The 18,787-nt window shown below is 44.3% G+C and carries 17 protein-coding genes; 13 read left to right on the top strand and 4 right to left on the bottom strand.

All coding sequences use genetic code 11. The features are described 5' to 3' along the window. Nucleotides 1-35: 35 nt before the first annotated feature. The 5 genes from pnp to H150_RS0109795 all read left to right on the top strand — a co-directional run bounded on the left by pnp (nucleotide 36) and on the right by H150_RS0109795 (nucleotide 7,107). Nucleotides 36-2,150 (top strand): polyribonucleotide nucleotidyltransferase, encoded by a 2,115-nt coding sequence (pnp, locus tag H150_RS0109775; protein WP_019958879.1) that lies wholly within the window; start codon nucleotides 36-38, stop codon nucleotides 2,148-2,150. 234 nt (nucleotides 2,151-2,384) lie between these two features. Further along, complete coding sequence (locus tag H150_RS0109780; protein ID WP_019958880.1) at nucleotides 2,385-2,939, top strand: CAP domain-containing protein; 555 nt, start codon at nucleotides 2,385-2,387, stop codon at nucleotides 2,937-2,939. Between the two features lie 537 nt (nucleotides 2,940-3,476). After that, nucleotides 3,477-5,708, top strand: coding sequence for an NADP-dependent isocitrate dehydrogenase (locus H150_RS0109785; RefSeq protein WP_019958881.1), 2,232 nt, complete (start codon nucleotides 3,477-3,479; stop codon nucleotides 5,706-5,708). 217 nt (nucleotides 5,709-5,925) lie between these two features. Beyond that, complete coding sequence (locus tag H150_RS0109790; protein WP_019958882.1) at nucleotides 5,926-6,528, top strand: DUF6642 family protein; 603 nt, start codon at nucleotides 5,926-5,928, stop codon at nucleotides 6,526-6,528. A gap of 42 nt (nucleotides 6,529-6,570) precedes the next feature. Next, entirely contained in the window at nucleotides 6,571-7,107 is a 537-nt protein-coding gene (locus H150_RS0109795; RefSeq protein ID WP_019958883.1) for a hypothetical protein, read from the top strand. Nucleotides 7,108-7,197: 90 nt separating this feature from the next. Here the strand turns inward: H150_RS0109795 and H150_RS0109800 are convergent, their stop codons facing one another. Next, entirely contained in the window at nucleotides 7,198-8,748 is a 1,551-nt protein-coding gene (locus H150_RS0109800; protein WP_155970537.1) for a multicopper oxidase family protein, read from the bottom strand. 268 nt (nucleotides 8,749-9,016) lie between these two features. On the opposite strand from H150_RS0109800, the gene H150_RS0109805 reads away from it, so the two are divergent. Then, complete coding sequence (locus H150_RS0109805; protein ID WP_019958885.1) at nucleotides 9,017-9,934, top strand: Dyp-type peroxidase; 918 nt, start codon at nucleotides 9,017-9,019, stop codon at nucleotides 9,932-9,934. A gap of 68 nt (nucleotides 9,935-10,002) precedes the next feature. Here the strand turns inward: H150_RS0109805 and ubiE are convergent, their stop codons facing one another. From ubiE to queA, 3 genes are all read right to left on the bottom strand, one after another. Next, nucleotides 10,003-10,740, bottom strand: a complete 738-nt coding sequence (gene ubiE / locus H150_RS0109810) for a bifunctional demethylmenaquinone methyltransferase/2-methoxy-6-polyprenyl-1,4-benzoquinol methylase UbiE (protein ID WP_019958886.1) — start codon at nucleotides 10,738-10,740, stop codon at nucleotides 10,003-10,005. Nucleotides 10,741-10,803: 63 nt separating this feature from the next. Then, the gene (locus H150_RS0109815; RefSeq protein WP_019958887.1) at nucleotides 10,804-11,157 is read right to left on the bottom strand and encodes a gamma-butyrobetaine hydroxylase family protein; all 354 of its coding nucleotides are present in this window, start codon (nucleotides 11,155-11,157) and stop codon (nucleotides 10,804-10,806) included. A gap of 2 nt (nucleotides 11,158-11,159) precedes the next feature. Beyond that, nucleotides 11,160-12,194, bottom strand: a complete 1,035-nt coding sequence (gene queA, locus H150_RS0109820; RefSeq protein ID WP_019958888.1) for a tRNA preQ1(34) S-adenosylmethionine ribosyltransferase-isomerase QueA — start codon at nucleotides 12,192-12,194, stop codon at nucleotides 11,160-11,162. Nucleotides 12,195-12,464: 270 nt separating this feature from the next. On the opposite strand from queA, the gene aroQ reads away from it, so the two are divergent. The 7 genes from aroQ (at nucleotide 12,465) to H150_RS0109855 (ending at nucleotide 18,719) form a co-directional block, all read left to right on the top strand. Further along, nucleotides 12,465-12,905, top strand: coding sequence for a type II 3-dehydroquinate dehydratase (gene aroQ / locus H150_RS0109825; RefSeq protein WP_019958889.1), 441 nt, complete (start codon nucleotides 12,465-12,467; stop codon nucleotides 12,903-12,905). A 17-nt stretch (nucleotides 12,906-12,922) separates the two neighbouring features. Further along, nucleotides 12,923-13,375 carry an acetyl-CoA carboxylase biotin carboxyl carrier protein gene (gene accB / locus H150_RS0109830; RefSeq protein ID WP_019958890.1) on the top strand — a complete coding sequence of 151 codons (453 nt, stop codon included), beginning with the start codon at nucleotides 12,923-12,925 and terminating at the stop codon, nucleotides 13,373-13,375. Between the two features lie 63 nt (nucleotides 13,376-13,438). Then, nucleotides 13,439-14,800 (top strand): acetyl-CoA carboxylase biotin carboxylase subunit, encoded by a 1,362-nt coding sequence (gene accC / locus H150_RS0109835; protein ID WP_019958891.1) that lies wholly within the window; start codon nucleotides 13,439-13,441, stop codon nucleotides 14,798-14,800. Nucleotide 14,801: 1 nt separating this feature from the next. Next, complete coding sequence (gene prmA / locus H150_RS0109840; protein ID WP_019958892.1) at nucleotides 14,802-15,692, top strand: 50S ribosomal protein L11 methyltransferase; 891 nt, start codon at nucleotides 14,802-14,804, stop codon at nucleotides 15,690-15,692. A gap of 97 nt (nucleotides 15,693-15,789) precedes the next feature. Then, entirely contained in the window at nucleotides 15,790-17,061 is a 1,272-nt protein-coding gene (locus tag H150_RS0109845; RefSeq protein WP_019958893.1) for an MJ0042-type zinc finger domain-containing protein, read from the top strand. Continuing rightward, nucleotides 17,058-18,380, top strand: a complete 1,323-nt coding sequence (gene argA, locus H150_RS0109850; RefSeq protein WP_026353630.1) for an amino-acid N-acetyltransferase — start codon at nucleotides 17,058-17,060, stop codon at nucleotides 18,378-18,380. The genes H150_RS0109845 and argA overlap by 4 nt, the downstream gene beginning before the upstream one ends. A 66-nt stretch (nucleotides 18,381-18,446) precedes the next feature. Then, a complete protein-coding gene (locus tag H150_RS0109855) occupies nucleotides 18,447-18,719 on the top strand; it encodes an oxidative damage protection protein (protein WP_019958895.1) in 273 nt (90 codons plus the stop codon). Nucleotides 18,720-18,787: the final 68 nt, after the last annotated feature.

The following is an 18,787-nucleotide window of genomic DNA, read 5'->3' on the forward strand; positions in this document are numbered from 1 at the left end:
TCAGGTCGCCACCCAAACCATTCCAAAGGAAACTCATGTTTAACAAATTCGTTAAATCATTCCAATACGGTGATCAAACGGTCACCATCGAAACAGGCGAAATCGCACGCCAAGCCACTGCTGCTGTTAAAGTGTCTATGGGTGATACTGTCGTTTTGGTATCAGTGGTTGCAGCTAAAAAAATCAAAGAAGGTCAAGACTTCTTCCCATTGACTGTGGATTACTTCGAGCGTACTTACGCTGCTGGTAAAATCCCTGGTGGCTTCTTCAAACGTGAAGGCAAACAGTCTGAAAAAGAAATTTTGACCAGCCGCTTGATTGACCGCCCAATTCGTCCTTTATTCCCAGAAGGTTTCTACAACGACATCCAAATCATTGCAATGGTGGTGTCTGTAGACCCTGAAATCGATTCTGACATCCCTGCAATGATTGGTGCTTCTGCTGCTTTGGTTTTGAGCGGCGTGCCTTTCTCAGGCCCTATTGGCGCTGCGCGCGTGGGTTATATTGACGGTCAATACGTTACCAACCCAACCAAAGCCCAATTGACTCAAAGCCAATTGGATTTGGTCGTTGCTGGTACTGCCAAAGCCGTATTAATGGTGGAATCTGAAGCACAAGAATTGTCTGAAGCCATTATGTTGGGCGCAGTAGTACATGGTCACGAGCAATTGCAAACCGTCATCACTGCTATCAATGAATTGGCTGATGAAGTGAATCCTGCGGTTTGGGAATGGACAGCTCCAGTAGAAAATACTGAGTTAAAAACCAAAGTCCAAGAAATTGCTGGTGCCATTGTGGCTGAAGCATTCACCATTCGCTCGAAACAAGAACGTTCTGCCAAATTGAACGATGCTTGGGCTGCATTGGAAGCGGCTTTGATCACCGAAGAAAGCAGCACTTTGGAAGTGAACGAAATCCGCACTTTGTTCAAACATTTGGAAGCGAATGTGGTTCGTACCCAAATTTTGGATGGTCAACCGCGTATTGATGGTCGTGATACACGCACCGTACGCCCTATCGACATTCAAACCAGCGTATTGCCACGCACCCACGGTTCGTCTTTGTTCACTCGCGGCGAAACCCAAGCTTTGGCAACCGCTACTTTGGGCACACAACGTGACGAGCAAATCATTGATGCTTTGAGTGGCGAATATACAGACCGCTTCATCATGCATTACAACTTCCCTCCATACTCAACAGGTGAAGTGGGCCGTGTCGGTATTCCGAAACGCCGCGAAATCGGTCATGGCCGTTTGGCAAAACGTGCTTTGATTGCTGTGTTGCCAGCGCAAGAAGATTTCAACTATACCATGCGTGTGGTGTCTGAAATCACCGAATCTAACGGTTCGTCTTCTATGGCATCTGTTTGTGGCGGTTGCTTGGCATTGTTGTCAGCAGGCGTACCATTGAAAGCGCACGTTGCGGGCATCGCGATGGGCTTGATTTTGGAAGGCAACAAGTTTGCGGTATTGACTGACATCTTGGGCGACGAAGACCACTTGGGCGACATGGACTTCAAAGTAGCAGGTACTGAAAACGGCGTGACTGCTTTGCAAATGGACATCAAAATCCAAGGCATTACGCCTGAAATCATGCACATCGCTTTGGAACAAGCCAAAGAAGGCCGTGCGCACATTTTGGGCTTGATGAAAGATGCAGTGGAAGGTCCTCAAGAAATGTCGACCCATGCACCACGCTTGTACACTTTGAAAATCAATCAAGACAAGATTCGTGATGTGATTGGCAAAGGCGGCGAAACCATTCGTGGCATCATCAAAGACACTGGTACTGAAATCAACATCGACGACACAGGTACTGTGGTGATTGCAGCAACCACTGCTGAAGCGGGCGAAGCGGCTAAAAAACGCATCGAAGAAATCACGGCTGAGGTGGAAGTGGGCGCAGTATACGAAGGCACTGTGTTGAAGATTTTGGACAACAACGTTGGCGCGATTGTGTCTGTGATTCCAGGCAAAGATGGCTTGGTACACATCAGCCAAATCGCTCACGAACGTGTGAAAAACGTGTCTGATTACTTGCAATTGGGTCAAGTTGTGAAAGTTAAAGCTTTGGAAGTAGACGACCGTGGTCGCATCCGCTTGTCTATCAAAGCTTTGTTGGACAAACCAGAAGCAGAATCTGCTGAATAATTCAGCATTTTGTCACACAAGCCACTCTTTGTAGAGTGGCTTTTTTCATGCATAAAGTTTACAGGACGCTGAATATCTCTTACAGAAGCGGCCTGTAACAACAGATGACATGACAAAAATCATATTTTAAATAAATTCTTTGAAAACAAACAAATATTCTATTGATTTATACCATTAAGATGGATAAAACATGAATATTCATCATCCAATATGGCACTAAAAGGAATCCAGCATATGTCTTTATGGTCATGGCAATACTCATTTGGCAAGTGGCTTTCATGGGCTTTCATGGGTGTCAGCATGTATGCTCATGCAGAGGCGACCGTTCACCCTAAAGCCATGTTACAAGCACACAATCAAGTACGCGGTGTGGAGAATTTGCCATCATTGACGTGGTCGCCACAATTGACACAATATGCCCAAGAATGGGCACAATATTTGGCTCGCAATAACCGCTGCGAAATGCAACACCGTAAAGGCAAAAATAATCCGTTGCAAGCTGGTGAAAACATTTATTGGAGTGGTCCCTTACAATACTCCAATGGCAAACGCGCTGTGGCATCTGTAAACGACAGACAAGTGGTACAAGACTGGGCGAGCGAAAAAGAATATTATTCTTATAAAAATAATAGCTGTCGCACAGGGGAGCAATGTGGACATTACACCCAAATCGTTTGGCGCAATACTCAAAAAGTCGGTTGTGGCGCAGCTTTGTGTTCCGATCAAGGGCAAATTTGGGTTTGTAATTATGACCCACCCGGCAATTGGCAAGGTGAGCGCCCTTATTGAATTGAGGTCACTATTTCAATCAGCATTAAACATAATAAAATAGTATGGAGAGACAAAAAATACAGCGGTATTGGCAAACAAAATTCTCTACCAATCATCCGACTTCATATAAATTAATACGATATTAATAATGGTGCAATGCACAAATGCAATTAAATACAATTTGATTGTAAAACAAGACACGACATATATAAAATAACTATGCTTAATGATGGACACTGACAACGATTTTTATATAAAATTAACATGAGTATATTAATCGGTGTCATGGTGATTTGGATGGTTTTGTAATTTAATATCAAGAAAATTTTAAAAGTAAGAGGATTATCAAAACAATCCTCATTCAATTAGAATAAAATCCAAAAAAATCTCGCAATCTGCATATTTTTTTCTTAAAAAATACCTGTTTCATAGTCAGTTACATTGACTGAAAAGCTGTGAAGGTCGATACTCTCAACGTTTCATAAAAGCAAATGGTTTATCAAGGCTGCGACACACAAACAGCCTAACCAATTAACTCAAGCAAGGAGCTCTATAATGACTGGTGAAAAGTCAACCATCTTTTATACAATGACCGATGAAGCGCCATTGTTGGCCACTTACTCGTTCCTTCCTATTGTCGAGACTTTCACACAGCCTGCTGGTGTTGAAATTATCAAAAGCGACATCTCTGTTGCCGCTCGTGTTTTGGCTGAGTTTTCAGAATTTTTGACTGAAGAGCAAAAAGTAGAAGACACTTTGGCCAAATTGGGCAAATTGACTCAAAACCCAGACACCAACATCATCAAATTGCCTAACATCAGTGCTTCTGTAGCGCAATTGACTGCTTGTGTCAAAGAATTGCAAGCCAAAGGCTACAACATTCCTAGCTACCCAGAAAATCCAACGACTGATGAAGAAAAAGCCATCAAGACACGTTTTGGTAAATGTTTGGGTTCTGCGGTGAATCCTGTATTGCGTGAAGGCAACTCTGACCGCCGTGCACCTGCTGCAGTGAAAAACTATGCGAAAAAACACCCTCATTCTATGGGTGAATGGAAACCTTGGTCACAAACCCATGTATCGCACATGCAAGAAGGCGACTTCTACCACGGTGAAAAATCCATCACTTTAGACCGTGCTCGCAACGTACGCATGGAGTTGGTGACTGAAGCTGGCGAAACCATCGTATTAAAAGAAAAAGTGGCGTTGCAAGACAAAGAAATCATTGACTCAATGTTCATGAGCAAAAAAGCTTTGTGCGACTTCTACGAAAAAGAATTAGAAGATTGCAAAGAATCAGGCATTTTGTTCTCATTGCACGTGAAAGCGACCATGATGAAGGTATCACACCCTATCGTGTTCGGTCACTGTGTCAAAATCTATTACAAAGATGCGTTTGAAAAACACGGTAAATTGTTCGACGAATTAGGTGTGAACGTCAACAATGGTATGGCGGGTTTGTACGAAAAAATCGAAACCTTGCCAACTAGCCAACGCGAAGAAATCATCCGTGATTTGCATGCTTGTCAAGAAAACCGCCCTGCTTTGGCGATGGTTGACTCTGCCAAAGGCATCACCAACTTCCATTCTCCTAACGATGTGATTGTGGATGCCTCTATGCCTGCGATGATTCGTGGCGGCGGTAAAATGTGGGCAGCAGATGGCAAGCCTTACGATTGTAAAGCGGTCATGCCTGAATCTACGTTTGCACGTATTTACCAAGAAATGATTAATTTCTGCAAATGGCATGGCAACTTTGACCCTAAAACCATGGGTACCGTACCTAACGTGGGCTTGATGGCGCAAAAAGCAGAAGAATACGGTTCACACGACAAAACTTACGAAGTGCCTGCTGCTGGTGTTGCTAACATCACCGACATTGAAACTGGCGAAGTATTGTTGTCTCAAAACGTAGAAGCTGGCGACATCTGGCGTATGTGTCAAGTCAAAGACGCTCCAGTACAAGACTGGGTGAAATTGGCTGTGACGCGCGCTCGCAACTCTGGCATGCCAGCAATTTTCTGGTTGGACCCATACCGTCCACATGAAAATGAATTGATCAAAAAAGTAGAAACTTACTTGCAAGACCACAACACTGAAGGCTTGGACATCCAAATCATGTCTCAAGTACGTGCAATGCGCTTTACTTTAGAACGTGTGGCGCGCGGTTTGGATACCATTTCTGTGACTGGTAACATCTTGCGTGACTACTTAACCGACTTGTTCCCGATTATGGAATTGGGTACTTCTGCGAAAATGTTGTCTATCGTGCCTTTGATGGCAGGTGGCGGCATGTACGAAACAGGCGCAGGTGGTTCAGCACCGAAACACGTACAACAATTGGTAGAAGAAAACCATTTGCGTTGGGACTCTTTGGGTGAATTCTTGGCTTTGGCGGTATCTTTGGAAGAGTTGGGCATCAAAGAAAATAATTCTAAAGCCAAATTGATTGCTAAGACTTTGGACCAAGCAACGGGTCAATTATTGGACAACGACAAATCGCCTTCACGTCGCACTGGTGAATTGGACAACCGTGGCAGCCATTTCTACTTGGCCAAATATTGGGCAGAAGCTTTGGCAGCACAAGACGAAGATGCTGAGTTGAAAGCACAATTTGCGCCTTTGGCAAAAGCTTTGGCTGAAAACGAAGACAAAATCGTGGCTGAATTGTCTGCGGTTCAAGGTCAAGGCGTGGACATCGGTGGTTACTACAAAATCGATCCAGTAAAAGTAGAAGCGATTATGCGCCCTAGCGCGACTTTGAACGCGGCTTTGTCTGCAATCTAAGCAATATTTTCGTATTATCCAAAGCCGATGTGTTCGCACATCGGCTTTTTTTTATCTCTGATTGACGCAATCATAGACATGCTACTCAAGCAAATTGACACCTAAATGAATCTTGAAAATACAGTGATATTTTATTTACAGGACGCTTCATATTAGAGATTGCCAATGCCAATGCATTGGTATTAATATGCCATATCACTAAAAATGAGAAAACATCATGAGCGGCTCACAACCAAAATTGCGTCATGTATTTTGTTTAGAAGGCGATTGGAACAGCGATTTGCGCGCACAAAGTTCGATTTTGGCTGGCTTGGAATTGGTCAAATCCATTAACGACATCGACTACATTTACAAAACCTGCATCACCAGCGAAGAATTTTATCAACGTTTGGACTGTCTGCTAGCAGGAAGTCATACTGAGCGCTCAAAATACGGCAAATTCAAAATTGTCTATTTGGCATTTCATGGCAACGAAGGCTGTTTGTATTTAAGTGAAAATTCCGAACAAAGCATAGAATTAAATGATTTTGTCGAACGTTATGCAGGCTGCTTCAGCGGCAAAATCATCCATTTTGGCAGTTGTGAAACCTTGAATTTACCAGAAGCCGAGTTACGCCAACTCTTGCGTCAATTGGATGCCGATGCCTTGGTCGGTTACACTACTGAAATTGATTTTTTATCCAGTACCTTAGTGGATTTGTTATTTTTTGAAATCTGCCAAGCTTATACCACCATGTCAGCCATTAAAAGCAATATGTTTAAAAAATATGCTGGCTTGTGTGCAGATTTGGGATTTGTAATGGTACACCGATCATCATGACCGTCCTGTAACCATCCAAACTGACCATTAAGGATACCAAACATGAAACCTTCACGACTGTTACAACCTGTATTCATCAGTGGATTAAGCTTGTATCTGTTCAGCCCCATGGCTTTTGCCGACACCTCACAACATCCTACTTACCGCTACGCCCAACACCACCATTTTGATGTTTTTTATCAAGATTTCAAAACCGCTTTACAACACGAAGACAAACATGCCGTTTTTAAAATGACTCAAATGCCTTTTGTTTGTCATGCTATCGAATGTGGTGCTTTGTCGCGTGAAAATGGCGAAGAATATGATAAAAGCAAAGATTTGAGCATGCACAATCAAAAAGAGTTTTTACAAAAATACAACCAAGTCTTCACCATGCGCATGCAAGACTTCATGCGTGGAAAATTTATGAATTTACATGAAGCAGGCGATGATGAAAACGTGCGCCAGTTTTTTTCCCAAACCGAGCAAGTATTGCAAAGCTTTTATCAAGACTCTGACTACAATGAATCCGATGTGTTTAGCTTTGATGTGAACAATCAAGGCAAATACCAATTGCAAAGTATTCCTTATCGTCCTTAAAAAGGGTTTACAGGACGCTTTAAAATATGCCATTTACCAATGATTGATTGGTACAAATGGCATATTTATTTTGCATGAAACGGATGAAGATTAACGAATGTCTATCTGCCCCATCATGCCCAAGGCTTCATGTTCTAAAATATGGCAATGAAACATTCTCAAACCTTTAAAATCCTGTTTGCATCGAACCCTGACGCTTTGCAAAGGTTTTACATTCACCGTATCTTTCAAAGCACGATACGGCGGTTGGCTGCTTTCGCCAAACTCCATGAATTCGATGACTTCAAATTGTGTGCCATGCAAATGAAATGGATGATCCATGTGCGATGCATTGGTAATCAACCAATCTTCTGTGGCATGTACTTGTCCTATCAAATCGATTCGGTTCATGTCAAACGTTTGTCCATTGACTTTGAACATTTGCTCCAAAGCCACATTATGCTCTTCACTGAAATTGACGATGTGCTCCGCAGTCGGCGTTGCAAATCGCGGCAATGAGCGCAAGGTTTTCGGCAAATTGAATTCAGGCATGGCAAGATGAATAGATGCCAATTCAGATGTTTTTGTATCAAAAGTTGTCATCATTTTTTTACGGTCATATGGCAAATTCTGCAACACCAAACGCCCTTGTTTGCGCGGTTTTAAAATGATTTCATAACGCTCAGCAGGCACAACCAACAATTCTGACACAGGCGCTTGTGGCTGCTCTAACAAGCCGCCATCCGTTCCCACAACGATGATGTCACAATCGGGAATGTGCAAACGCAAATAACGGGCATTGCACATATTCCATACCCGAATGCGTGTGGTCTCTTTCAGTTCGATTTGAGGTTTGTATGCCCCATTCATCAATACAAATTCGCCCTCGCGCCCATTGATCCAATCCATTTGCGTGTTTTCAGGTATTTGAGCGTGCGCATCCAAACGCAAATCACTGAAAACCCAATGTTGTTCAGGCAAAGCGGCCAAAGGATCGTTGCGGCTTTTAACGATACAAGTACCCGCCAAGCCACGAAATGCTTGCTCTGCCGACAAACCATGCGCATGGGTATGATACCAATATGTGCCTGCCGAACCTTTCGGCAATTTGAACGTGTAAGTACGGGCTTTGCCCGATAATACGGCATCGTGAGGATTGCCGTCTTGCGATGGCGGAATGGGCAAACCATGAAAATGTACGGTCGTCGGTTGGTCTAATTCGTTGACAAACAAAATGCTCACTTCATCTTCTTCATACAACACAATTTGCGGCCCACCCAAAATGCCGTTGTACAACCAAAATTCGGTTGGCATGCCTTTGACCAATTCCAAAGTCTGTTTTTTGGCTACCAAGCGTCCGACAAACTGCTGCGCACGTTTGGATTCGTTTTTTAGCAAGGGCATCATCGGCAACAAGCCTGCCACAGGAAAATGTGTTTCATCCAGCAGTTTTTGTTCTTCAGGACGCATCAGCAAGGTTTTTTGATTGTACAAGCTGTTGTTCATACCCATATGGCTGTCTAAATGCGATGCAGCAGTATGTTCAGCGCCTGAAGCTGGTACATTTTCAAGCTTGGTATTGGAGGATCTTTGACAGCTTGCCAACAAACCCATGGCACCCAAACTGAGTCCATAACTTAAAAAACGCCTTCTATTGATCATATACTTGCCTAAAAATCAGTTGTTAGAAATGACGATGATGTCCCACATACCATCAAGCGGCTTAATATCATTTTATTTGATTGACTTAAACATTAGCCAATCCAAGCATCTCAATGCAATATTACCAATGCCATGAACATTTTACAGGACGCTTCATTCATTCATTGACATGACCGTTTTAACACCACATACAGATGTTATCAAACCCAATCGAAACACACACAAAATACAGTACAATAAAGCCACTTATTTTTAGGAGTGTTTTGTTATGCCAGCTCAATCGGTGATTGTCCCTCTTGCTTCACAACATGCGCGTTTCATGACATTGCGTTTTGCTTCAGGCAGCAACGCCCATCTTAAAGCAGCCATCGGTGCGCTGCTTGATGCATGTGAAGCATTGCGCCAACAATATCCGCAAGCAAACATCAAAACAGGTATTGCCTTTGGCTTGGCGCAATGGCAACAATTGTATGCTCATAGTCCTGAGCATTGGCACGATTTGCAAGCACGTGCGGGAGACTTTGCCATGCCTGCCATCGCTGCCGATGTCTTTTTACACATTGCCAGTGAACAAGCCGATGTGTGTTTTGCTTTGGTGCAAGCATTCATGCAAGCGTGTGGCGATGTGGTGACGGTCTTGAACGAAACCACAGGTTTTCGCTATTTGGACAGCCGTGATTTGACTGGTTTTATTGATGGCACCGAAAACCCGCAACAAGCCGATGAACGTGCGCAAGCGGCTTTATTAACTGAAGACGCGGGCGAATTTGCCGAGGGTAGCTTTGTGATGGCGCAGCGCTATGTGCACCATATGAAAACATGGCATGAGCAATCAATAGACAGCCAAGAGAAAATCATTGGGCGCACCAAACCAGACAGCATTGAGTTAGACGATGCTGTGCGCCCTGCCAACTCACATATTTCACGTGTCATTATTGAAGACGACACAGGCGAAGAATTGGCGATTTTGCGCCACAGTTTGCCATATGGCAATGCCAGCGGTGAACAAGGTTTGTATTTCATCGCCTACACGCCTGATTTGGGTATTTTGGATGCGATGCTGGACAATATGTTTGGTACCTCAGGCGATGGCTTGCACGACCAATTTTTGCATTACACCACGCCTGTCGATGGGGCTTATTTCTTCATGCCATCTGAACAATTGCTTGCCAAAATCATCGCATAATCAATTTCAATAAAATAAGCGTCCTGTAAACTTACAGGACGCTTATTTCAATACCTTGACCACATCAATTACAATTTAGTGCCTTTGTGCAACGCCACCACACCTGCAGTCAAATTATGATAATCGACCAAATCAAAACCCACGTCATACATCAATTGTTGCAAGGTTTCTTGGTCTGGATGCATGCGAATTGATTCTGCCAAATAACGGTAAGATTCGGCATCTTGTGCAATCACTTGACCAAATGTTGGCAAAAATTTGAACGAATAAAAGTCATACACAGGTGCTAAAGGCTTGGCAACCTTAGAAAATTCCAACACCAACAATTGACCGCCGGGCTTTAACACGCGGTACATTTCCTTCAAAGCTTGGTCTTTGTGTGTCATGTTGCGCAAACCGAACGCCACCGATACCAAATTGAAATAATTGTCAGGAAACGGCAATTTTTCTGCATCGCACAAAGCCACAGGCGTAATCGTACCCTCGTTAAGCAAACGGTCACGACCCACGGTTAACATCGATGAGTTGATGTCTGTCAACCACACTTCGCCTTTATCGCCCACACGTTTTTTCCAACCACGCGACAAATCGCCCGTACCACCTGCGATATCCAAAACTTTATCGCCTTTTTTCAATCGCGCGGTGTTGATGGTGAAATGTTTCCACACACGGTGCAAACCGCCTGACATCACGTCGTTCATGATGTCGTATTTGCTTGCCACAGAATGGAACACCTCGGCCACTTTGCCCGCTTTTTCTTCTTCATTGACGGTTTTGAAACCGAAATGGGTTTGTTTGTCTGTCATATTTTTCTTCCATACGGCATGTTTACTGCCCGATTGTAACCGATTTACCCATTTACAGGACGCTTAAACGTCACGCGAAGCGCCTGCTTGCGCCAAACGCGCCTCATATGCTTGCCATTTGGCTTCTTGAGTGGTGGCCAATTCATGCAAATATGCCCAATCGTACAAACCTGAATCATGCCCATCGCTGTACACAATTTTCAAAGCATAATTGCCACTCATTTCCAAACCGACAATGGTGACCAAGCGTTTGCCCGTTTGCAAAACTTCTTGTCCCACACCATGACCTCGCACTTGGGCGCTGGGCGAATGCACACGCAAATATTCAGCACTCAAACCATAGGTTTGACCTGCATATTCCAAATGTAAGATGCTTTTGTTTTTGTCCAAACGGATGGTTTCGGGCATCTGCACCATATTTAATCCTTATTGAATGTTTGACGGGTTAACACCATCGCGTCGCCATAACTGAAAAAGCGGTATTCGTTTTCGATAGCATGTTGGTACAACGCCATGATTTTTTCATAACCATGAAACGCACTGACCAGCATCATCAACGTGGATTTAGGCAAATGGAAATTGGTAATCAAGCGATCGACCACTTTGATTTCAAAGCCGGGCGTAATAAAAATATCGGTGTCACCCGAACCCGCTTGCAAGCGTCCTGTAAGCGCAGCAGACTCCAAAGCGCGCATACTGGTGGTGCCTACTGCCCAAACATGGTTGCCACGCGCTTTCGCTTCATCAATGGCATCAACCACGCTTTGTGCGACCCAAAAACGCTCTGAATGCATGTGATGCTCTTCAATATTATCCACTTTCACAGGTTGGAACGTGCCTGCGCCAACGTGCAAAGTCACAAAATGCAAGGCCACACCTTTGTCTTGCAATTGTTGCAAAATTTCAGGTGTGAAGTGCAAACCTGCAGTCGGAGCGGCTACTGCACCATCGTTTTGCGCATACACCGTTTGGTAACGCTCATCGTCATCTGCATCATCTGCACGCTCAATATACGGCGGCAAAGGCATATGTCCTTGCTCTTCTAACACTTCCCACACCGTTTTTTCGCCTTGAAATTGCAAGACAAACAAAGCGTCTTTGCGCTCAACCATCACTGCCTTGTCTTCGCCAAACTCCAAGACCATGCCAGGCTTAGGCGATTTAGACGAACGTACGTGCGCCCAAACCGTATGATCATCCATCACACGTTCCACCAAAACCTCAATTTTGCCACCGCTGGCTTTTTGACCAAACAAACGGGCTTTGATGACTTTGGTGTCATTCATCACCAACACGTCGCCAGATTTGAAAAACGAAACGACATCTGGAAAATGTAAATTTTGGAAGGCTTGGTCTTGCCAAGAAGCCAACAAACGGCTACTGCCACGAACCTCAGGAGGGTGTTGCGCAATCAAAGCTTCAGGAAGCTCAAAGTCAAAATCATTAATGTGCATTGTAATATGCTTATTCAAACAACAGAAAAACGGCATTATACGCCTGTATACAACAAATAGCGTCCTGTAAAACTGAAATTACACTCGAATATTTTGTATTTTTTTCATAGCAAGAATGCCCACAAAACAGTACAATGCGCTTCTTTTATCTATTTGGTGTTTTTACTTCAATCGCAAAAAACAGTATTTCTAAGCTGTATTTTATCGACAATACTAGCTTTTTCGCTGCAGTTGAGTAAAAATGATGAATTACTTTATCGAAACCTGTGTATGAGCGACTTATTGGTCTTACACGGCCCTAACTTGAATTTATTAGGCAGCCGCGAACCTGAAATCTATGGTGCCACCACTTTAGCAGACATCAATGCCCAACTGACACATATGGCGCAAGAGGCTGCTTTAAGCATTGATACCTTACAAAGCAATGCTGAATATGTCTTAATCGACCGTATCCATGCCGCCCGTTTAGACGGCACACGCATGATACTCATCAATCCTGGTGCTTTTACCCATACCAGTGTCGCTTTGCGCGATGCCTTGACTGGTGTAGCATTACCATTTCTTGAAGTTCATTTGTCCAACGTTCATGCACGCGAACCGTTTCGCCAACATTCATATTTATCCGATGTGGCCAAAGGTGTCATTTGTGGTTTAGGAGTACACAGCTACTACCTCGCCATGCAATACGCCATCACCACATTAAAAGCATAACAAAAGGAAAACTTTCCATGGATTTACGTAAATTAAAAAAATTGATTGATTTGGTTGAAGAATCTGGTATTGCCGAAATCGAAGTGACCGAAGGCGAGGACAAAGTTCGTGTGACACGCACTTACGCTGCACCTGCTACCACTTATGCAGCACCTGCACCAACTTACAACATCCCAGCTGCGGCACCTACGGCAGTCGTGGCAGAAGTTGCGGCGGCACCTGCGGCAGTTTCTACTGCCAACGCTTTGAAATCACCTATGGTCGGTACTTTCTATCGTGCGGCCAGCCCAACTGCGGCTGTGTTTGTCAGCGAAGGTCAAACCGTTAAAGTGGGTGATACTTTGTGTATCATCGAAGCGATGAAATTGATGAATGAAATTGAAGCCGACCGTGCTGGTGTGGTGAAACAAATCTTGATTACTGACGGTCAACCGGTTGAATACGGTGAACCATTGTTCATCATCGAATAATTCTCCCCCCATTCCTGACACAGTGCTCTGTATAGAGCACTTGTACTCTCAAGGCTCAAGACCATGTTCAAAAAAATTCTGATTGCCAATCGTGGTGAAATTGCATTGCGCGTATTGCGTGCTTGCCGCGAATTAGGCATTGAAACCGTGGCTGTTCACTCTGAAGCCGACCGTGAAGCGATTTACGTGAAAATGGCCGATGAATCAGTGTGTATTGGCCCAGCCCAATCGGCTCAAAGCTATTTAAACATCCCTGCCATCATTGCAGCTGCCGAAGTTACCGGAGCCGAAGCCATCCACCCAGGCTATGGTTTTTTGTCTGAAAATGCCGATTTTGCCGACCGTGTCGAAGAATCTGGCTTTGCATTCATCGGCCCTCGTGGCGATACCATCCGTGTGATGGGTGACAAAGTCGCAGCCAAAGATGCGATGAAAGCCGCAGGCGTACCTTGCGTGCCTGGTTCTGATGGCGCGTTGCCTGACGATCCTGAAACCATCAAACGCATTGCCCAAGAAGTGGGCTTCCCTGTCATCATCAAAGCCGCAGGTGGCGGTGGTGGTCGTGGTATGCGCGTGGTTGAGCGTTTGGAAGATTTGATTTTATCCGTTGAAATGACCAAAACCGAAGCAGGCGCTGCGTTTGGCAATGCAACCGTATATATGGAACGCTATTTACAAAAACCGCGCCATATTGAAGTACAGGTTTTGGCTGACCAACATGGTAATGTGATTTATTTGGCTGAACGCGATTGCTCTATGCAACGCCGCCATCAAAAAGTCATTGAAGAAGCGCCAGCGCCTGGCATCACCGATGAAGAACGTCGTAAAATCGGCGAAGCGTGTGTAGCGGCCTGTAAACGCATTAACTATCGTGGTGCGGGCACATTTGAATTTTTGTATGAAAATGGCGAATTCTTCTTCATTGAGATGAATACTCGCGTACAAGTTGAGCATCCTGTCACAGAAATGATTACAGGTGTCGACATTGTACAAGAACAAATTTTCGTGGCGGCAGGCTTGCCTTTGAGCTACACGCAAGACGACATCCAAATCCGCGGTCATGCGTTTGAATGTCGTGTCAATGCTGAAGACCCGTTTACATTTATTCCAAGCCCTGGTTTGATTCAAACTTACCATGCACCAGGTGGTCCTGGTATTCGCATGGACAGTCATATATACCAAGGCTATACCATTCCACCATTTTATGACAGCATGATTGGTAAAATCATCAGTATCGGTCACGACCGTGATAAAGCCATGGCGCGCATGCGTGTGGCATTGTCTGAGATTGCCATCACTGGTATCAAAACCAATACACCTTTACACCGTGAATTGTTTGACGATGCTGGCTTCATTGAAGGCGGCACCAGCATCCATTACTTAGAACATTGGATGCAAGAGCACCACCCGAAAAAAGGATCTTAATATGGCATTTCAACAAGTCAACATCGTTGTTGCCTCTAAACAAGCTGAATTGTTGTCAGACGAATTGATGGAAATTGGTGCCTTGAGCACCGCTATCGAAGACGCTTACGCAGGTACTGACAAAGAACAGCCGATTTTTGATGAACCCAACGAGCCTAGCGCAGAAATTTGGGAACAAAGCCTCATCATTGCCATGTTTGATGAGGCTGCCGATATCAAACAAGCTTTGGCTTTGTTACCACCTGCCTTACAAGTGGCAGAAGCCGATTACAAAATCACTTCAATTGAAGACCAAGATTGGGTGAAATTGACCCAATCGCAGTTTGACCCTATTCATGTGTCAGACCGTTTGTGGATTACACCAACTTGGCATGAAGCGCCACAAGATGGCGCCATCAACATCGAGTTAGATCCAGGCTTGGCCTTTGGTACAGGCAGTCATCCAACCACGTTTTTATGCTTGCGTTGGTTAGATGCCAATATGCCAGTGGGTGCCACTGTATTGGATTATGGCTGTGGTTCTGGCATTTTGGCCATTACTGCCGCTAAATTGGGTGCATCACAAGTGGTCGGCGTAGACATAGACAAGCAAGCGATTCGTGCCAGTCATGACAATGCAGTACAAAACAATGTCAACATTGAGGTGTATTTGCCTGACGCTCAGCCTGAAGGCCAATTTGATGTGGTGGTTGCCAATATTTTGGCCAATCCATTGCGCATTTTAGGTCAAATGCTTTCAGGACGCGTGAAAGATGGCGGTCAAATCGTCTTATCAGGCATTTTAGAAGAACAAGTAGAAGAAATCTCTGCTTTGTATCAACAATGGTTTGATATGCAAACTGCTACAATTCATGATGGTTGGGCATGCTTATTTGGTAAAAAGCGCGCTTAACCTAATGATGTAAGGTTTAACCTGTGTTAGTCTTATGTTAATGTAATTATTATCAGGCTAACACGGGTTATCCTTTTATTTCGTTATTAGGTGAATTATGACCAATCCTTCTGAAGTCATGTACCATGCACAATGTCCTAACTGTGCAACTGTTCGTAAAATCAGCTTGTTACAACTGCAAGAAAACAAAGGCTTGGTAGCATGTCGCCGTTGCGACAAATCTTATCCTGCTCGCGGTCATCTGCTTTCACTGGAACAATTAGATCAATTAATGTCACAAGCAAGCAATAAATCCTCTATCAGCAGCACTCCTCCTGCTGAAGAACATACACAGACTAAAATCACACCGACTTCTATGCCTATCAGCAGTAACCCATCTAATACAGCATCACCCCCCCAAAACGCTGAACCTGCTCCCGTAGTCATGGAACATGTTTTTGTAGGCGTGATTGATGACGTTGAGCCAGTCAAACCTGCCAAAAGTATGGGTTTGTTGGCCAAATTATTGAGCCGTAAAAATACCAAACAAAATCCTGATATCTCAATCCATACAGATGAAATGGTGATTGACAACGGCAACTCCAATACAGGTGCTGATGGGTTTAGCGCAAGTAAAGCCAATTTACATGCCGATGACGCCAAACCTCTCGAAACGGCTCCTTCGCAACAACCAAGCTCTTCAGATATTGCCTCTGAAACAGTAGATGACTTTGACATTGAAAATTTAGATTTAAGCCATGTCAATGCTTTAGAATCTAGCGCGCCTAAAAAATCTTACACTACCGATTCTCAAAAAAACACTGCTGATAAGATCACTCATCACACCAATGATCAGCAAAACGATGATTACATCACACCGATTTTGCCCAATAGCAGTAAAATTGATGAATTGTTGGTGCGTGAAGCCAGCGAGCGTCCTAATTACACGTTAAAAGAAACCGAAGTCATGGCTCCGGAATACGATGCCAATCGCCAATGGTTTACCGAAATGTTTCAGACCATGCAACAAATGCAAAACACGCAACTGGAGCCTGTTAATACTGAAACCAAACCTGAAAACGATGCCGCTGCTCAAGACATGATTCAAACTGCCAAACGCATGAATGACTCTGGCAATAGCAATACCGTGACCATGAGATTGCCTGAAAACAGCATGTTGGTGTTCACTTTAGAAGACAATGGCACCACGCAATCGATGCTAGAATTGCCACGTGCAGAACCGCAAGCGCACAATCAAACTTCTGTCATTCACACTGTCGAAGTGACCAACCAACAAAATGAGCATACCATGTGGACGGTTGCCAACATCGTCGCCATTTTGGTGTTGATTATTCAAATGTTTTACTATTTTTTATTACTCACTCCATGACCGAAACATACGAATCCGATTCATTTGTCAGGGCGTTCCGAGAGGCAGCGCCCTATATTCATTATTTGCGCGACAAAACTGTGGTATTGGCCATCAGCAGCCACATTGTCGCTTCGCCTGATTTTGCCCATTTGGCACAAGACATCAGCTTGTTAGGCAATTTGGGCATCAAAGTGGTGGTGGTGCATGGTGTGCGCAAATACATCAATGATTTGATGCAGCAAAGCCAAACCACACTGCCCTCACATTTGGGCAGGCGCATCACTAACGAACACACACTGATTAAAGTCAAACAAGCATGTGGCGAAGTGCGTTTTGATTTGGAAGCGGCATTATCGGTCGGACAAAGCAATTCTCCGCAAATGCTCACCCGCAACCGCTTGATTTCAGGCAACTTCATTTCTGCCAAGCCCTTAGGCGTAATAGATGGCATAGACATGGGTTATAGCGGCACTATTCGCCGCATCGACTTTGCCATGATCAAACAACATTTACAGCAACATTGTATGGTTTTGGTCAGCCCTATGGGACACTCTTTAAGTGGTAAAACTTACAGCTTGTCGATGGCTGAAGTGGCAGCAGAAGTGGCCATAGGCTTGCGGGCTGAAAAATTGGTTTTCATCAACGAAGAAGATGGCGTACTTGATGCATCAGGCCAATTGGTGCGCAATTTGTCTGCTAACCAAGCTCAAGAATTGTTTGAGAAAACACCACAAAGCAAAGCCATCAGTCGCTTGTTGCCGTCTACTTTAAAAGCCTTACAAAGCGGCGTACGTCGTGTGCAATACATCAGCGGTCATTTGGATGGCAGCTTGTTTGCAGAATTGTTTACCAAACACGGCTCTGGCACATCTTTGGCACAAAACGCCTTTGTGCACATTCGCCAAGCCATCAGCGATGACATTCCCGATATCATACAATTAATCCGTCCACTCGAAGAAAAAGGCGTTTTGGTGCGCCGCAGCCACGATTATCTCGATCACCATATCAACGAATTTGCCATGTTAGAACACGACGAACAAGTCTATGGCTGCGTGGCTTTGAAACAATTCCCACATGAAAAAATGGGAGAATTGGCATGCTTGGTGGTATCTCCCTATGCGCAAGAAGGCGGTTATGGCGAGCTGCTTTTAGAACATGTTAAAAACCAAGCTAGAGCAGCCAAACTCAAAACCTTGTTTTGCTTGTCCACGCATACAGGCGAATGGTTTAGCGAAAGAGGCTTTCAGGACGCTTGTATTGAGGATTTACCACTAGAGCGCCAACGCCAATACCATCAAGACGCACGTGGCTCACATGTTTTTGTGTTGCCGCTTTGATGGGCAAAAACGCTGCCATCGTTTACAATAAAGACATCGACACACTCATTTTGAAGGAAACAACACATGACACGTATGGTTCAATGTGCGAAATTAGGCAAAGAATTGCCTGGTATGAAATTTGCTCCCTTACCCAATGCTTTGGGTCAAAAGATTTTTGACCATGTTTCTCAAGAGGCTTGGGAAGGTTGGTTGAACTACCAAACCATGCTCATCAATGAAAACCGCTTGAGCTTAGCCGACCCACGTGCCCGCCAATACATCACCCAACAAATGGAAAACTATTTCTTTGGTGAATCTGTAGATGGTATCAGCGGCTATACGCCCCCTAGTGCTTAATCCAGACCGGCTAATAGCCGGTTTTTTTGTATCTTCACTTTACCAGCAGATTATTTTTATCAAACGTC

The sequence above is a fragment of the Vitreoscilla stercoraria DSM 513 genome (assembly GCF_000382305.1).
Taxonomy (GTDB): Bacteria; Pseudomonadota; Gammaproteobacteria; order Burkholderiales; family Neisseriaceae; genus Vitreoscilla; species Vitreoscilla stercoraria.